Origin of the sequence: Salipiger sp. HF18 (assembly GCF_011806505.1) — a bacterium.
Taxonomy (GTDB): Bacteria; Pseudomonadota; Alphaproteobacteria; order Rhodobacterales; family Rhodobacteraceae; genus Salipiger; species Salipiger thiooxidans.
On record NZ_JAATOS010000434.1, the window covers coordinates 1 to 3,340 of the forward strand.

Here is a 3,340-nt window from a genome sequence, read left to right on the forward strand (position 1 = left end):
TGTCCCCGATCCTGCTTGCAGAACAGGTCCTGAACGGCCTGCAGTCCGGCGTGATGCTGTTCCTGATGGCCGCCGGGCTGACGCTGATCTTCGGCGTCATGGGGCTCATCAACCTCGCCCACGGGGCGCTCTACATGGTGGGCGCCTTCGCCGCCGCGACCGTGGCGGGGCTCACCGGGTCGTTCCTGCTGGCGCTGGTCGCGGCGCTGGCCGCCGCCGCCGCCGCGGGTGCGCTGGTCGAGACGCTGGTGATCCGCAGGCTCTACGCCCGGGACCACCTCGACCAGGTGCTCGCGACCTTCGCGCTGATCCTGATCTTCTCCGAGGGCACGCGCTGGGTCTTCGGCTCCTTCCCGCTCTACCTCGACGTGCCGGACGCGCTCTCGGGCACGGTGACGCTGCCCGGGGGCATCGCCTATCCGCTCTACCGCCTCGCGCTGATCGTGATCGGCATCGCCGTGGCGCTGGGGCTCTGGTGGCTCAACAGCCGCACGCGGCTCGGCATCCGCATCCGCGCGGGCGAGAACGACCGCGAGATGATCGCGGCGCTGGGGGTCGATATCTCGAAGCTCTACACGCTGGTTTTCGCGCTCGGCGCCGGGCTGGCCGGGCTCGCAGGGGCGCTCGTCGGCGCCATCCAGTCGGTGCAGGTGGGCATGGGCGAGCCGGTGCTGATCCTTGCCTTCGTGGTCATCGTGATCGGTGGCATCGGCTCGATCCGGGGCGCGCTCATCGGCGCGCTGCTGGTCGGGCTTACCGACACGCTGGGCGGCGTGCTGTTGCCTGAACTTTTCAGGCTATTCATCGACCCGGCGAGTGCTGCGACCGCGGGCTCGGCCTTTGCGTCCATGGCGATCTACGTGCTGATGGCGGCGGTGCTGGTCTGGCGGCCGACCGGCCTGTTCGGAGGCCGGGCATGAGCCGCGAGGGGCTGGTCAACGCCGCCCTGCTGCTGGCGCTCGTGGCGGTGCCCGGCTGGGCGCTCTGGGCGGACGCGCCCTTCACCATCACGCTGGCCACCCGCGCGGTGATCTTCGCGCTGGCGGCGGTGGGGCTCAACATCGCGCTCGGCATGGGCGGGCTGGTGAGCCTCGGCCACGCGGTGTTCTTCGGCATCGGCGGCTACGCCATGGGCATCCTCGCGAGCCACGCGCAGAACTACACGCCGCTGATGGAATGGCCCTTCGAGCTCGCCGGCACCAAGTCGATGCCGGTGATCTGGCTGGTGGCGGTGCTGGCCTCGGGGCTGGCGGCGCTGCTCATCGGACTTCTGAGCCTGCGTACCTCGGGCGTCTATTTTATCATGATCACGCTGGCCTTCGGGCAGATGATGTATTTCTTCGCCATCTCCTGGCCCGCCTATGGCGGCGAGGACGGGCTCTCGATCTACGTCCGCAACGGCTTCCCGGGGCTGAACACGCTGGACCCGATCCAGTTCTACGGGCTCTGCCTCGGGCTGTTGTGCCTCGTGCTGGTCCTGCACGCGCGGCTGATGCGCTCGCCCTTCGGCCTGGCGCTCAACGCGGCCCGGCAGGTGCCCGAGCGGGTGCGAGCGGTGGGGCTCGACCCGGTGCGGCTGCAGCTTGTCGCGCTGGTGATCTCGGGCGCCATCACCGGGCTTGCCGGGGCGCTCTTCGCGGACCTCAACCGCTTCGTGTCGCCCACCATGCTGAGCTGGCAGATGTCAGGCGAGATCATGGTCTTCGTCATCATCGGTGGCGTGGCGCGGCTGCTCGGGCCGGTGGCGGGGGCGGGGTTCTACGTGCTGCTCGAGCACCTTCTGGGCGGGGTAAGCGAGTACTGGCAGATCTTTCTCGGCCTGTTCCTGCTGCTGGTGGTGCTCTTCGGCAAGGGCGGCCTCGTCGGCGTTCTGGCGGGAAGGGCGCGGCATGACTGAGCCGGTGCTGGCCACTCATGGGCTGCGCAAGGCCTTCGGCGCGCTGCAGGCCAGCGACGGCATCACGCTCGACCTGAGGCCGGGCGAGATCCACGCCATCATCGGGCCGAACGGTGCGGGCAAATCCACCCTGATCGCCCAGATCTGCGGTGCGCTGACGCCGGACGAGGGGCGGGTGGAACTGCTCGGGCAGGACGTCACCGCCGAGACCACGCAGGCGCGCGCGGCGCGCGGGCTGGCGCGGACCTTCCAGATCTCGGCGCTGGCGATGCAGGACACGGTGCTCCAGAACGTGCTGCTGGGCGCACTCGGCGCCAGCGGCCGGCCCTGGCGCTTCCTGTCGCGGGTGTCGAAGGACCGCGACCTGCGTGCCACTGCCGAGGCCGCGCTCGAGGCGGTGGGGCTGGCCGATCTCGCCGCGCTGCGCACCGCAGAGCTCAGCCACGGCCAGCGCCGGCAGCTCGAGGTGGCGGTCGCCCTGACCCTGCGCCCGCGCGCCTTCGTCATGGACGAGCCCATGGCCGGGCTGGGGCAGGAGGGCTCTCAACGGCTGACCGTTTTCCTCGACGGGCTGCGGCAGCAGGCGCCGATCCTGCTGGTCGAGCACGACATGGACGCGGTCTTCGCGCTTGCCGACCGGATCAGCGTGCTGGTCTACGGACGGGTGATCGCCACCGGCACCGTGGACGAAATCCGCCGCGACCCGCTGGTGCGCGACGCCTACCTCGGAGACGGCGCATGACCCTGCTGTCCGTGTCGCAGCTCACGGCCTCCTACGGCGCCAGCCAGGCGCTGTTCGGCGTGGACCTCGAGATCGCAGAGGGCGAGGCGCTGGCAATGCTCGGCCGCAACGGCATGGGCAAGAGCACCACGGTGCGCTGCATCTGCCGGATGATGCCGGCGCAGGGCACGCTGGTCTTCGACGGGCAGGACCTGTCGCGGCTGCCGAGCCACCGGGCGGCGCGGCTGGGCATCGGGCTGGTGCCCGAGGGGCGGCGCTGCTTCCGCGACCTCACCGTGGCCGAGAACCTCTTGGCGGCGGCCCGGTCCGGACATTGGGACATGGGCCGCGTGGCGGCGCTCTTTCCCCGGCTGGGCGAGCGCCGGACCCAGCGCGCCGCGTCCCTTTCGGGCGGCGAGCAGCAGATGCTGGCCATCGGTCGGGCGCTGATGACGAACCCTCGGCTGCTGATCCTCGACGAGGCCACCGAGGGGCTCGCCCCCACCGTTCGGGCCGAGATCTGGGCCGCGATCAACACGCTCAAGCGCGAGAGCGGCATGGCAATGCTGGTGATCGACAAGTCGCTGAGGGAGCTGCGCATCGCCTGCGACCGGGCGGTGATCCTCGAGCGCGGGCGCAGCGTCTGGAGTGGCGAGATGGCGGCGCTCTCCCACGAGACGACCGAACGTCATCTGGGGATCTGAGCCCCGCGCGTCCTTGCG

Annotated in this window: 4 protein-coding genes; all 4 read left to right on the forward strand. The window is 70.6% G+C overall.

Annotated elements, in window-relative coordinates; genetic code table 11:
- Positions 1–8 precede the first annotated feature (8 nt).
- Genes HC022_RS21915 through HC022_RS21930 form a run of 4 tightly spaced genes read left to right on the forward strand, consistent with a single transcriptional unit; the run spans position 9 to position 3,322 of the window.
- On the forward strand, positions 9–920 hold the full coding sequence (locus HC022_RS21915) for a branched-chain amino acid ABC transporter permease (RefSeq protein ID WP_167453823.1): 912 nt from the start codon (positions 9–11) through the stop codon (positions 918–920).
- Positions 917–1,897, forward strand: coding sequence for a branched-chain amino acid ABC transporter permease (locus tag HC022_RS21920; RefSeq protein WP_167453820.1), 981 nt, complete (start codon positions 917–919; stop codon positions 1,895–1,897). The genes HC022_RS21915 and HC022_RS21920 overlap by 4 nt, the downstream gene beginning before the upstream one ends.
- Positions 1,890–2,639, forward strand: coding sequence for an ABC transporter ATP-binding protein (locus tag HC022_RS21925; RefSeq protein ID WP_167453821.1), 750 nt, complete (start codon positions 1,890–1,892; stop codon positions 2,637–2,639). Before HC022_RS21920 ends, HC022_RS21925 begins: the two co-directional genes overlap by 8 nt.
- Positions 2,636–3,322 (forward strand): ABC transporter ATP-binding protein, encoded by a 687-nt coding sequence (locus HC022_RS21930; protein ID WP_167453822.1) that lies wholly within the window; start codon positions 2,636–2,638, stop codon positions 3,320–3,322. Before HC022_RS21925 ends, HC022_RS21930 begins: the two co-directional genes overlap by 4 nt.
- Positions 3,323–3,340: the final 18 nt, after the last annotated feature.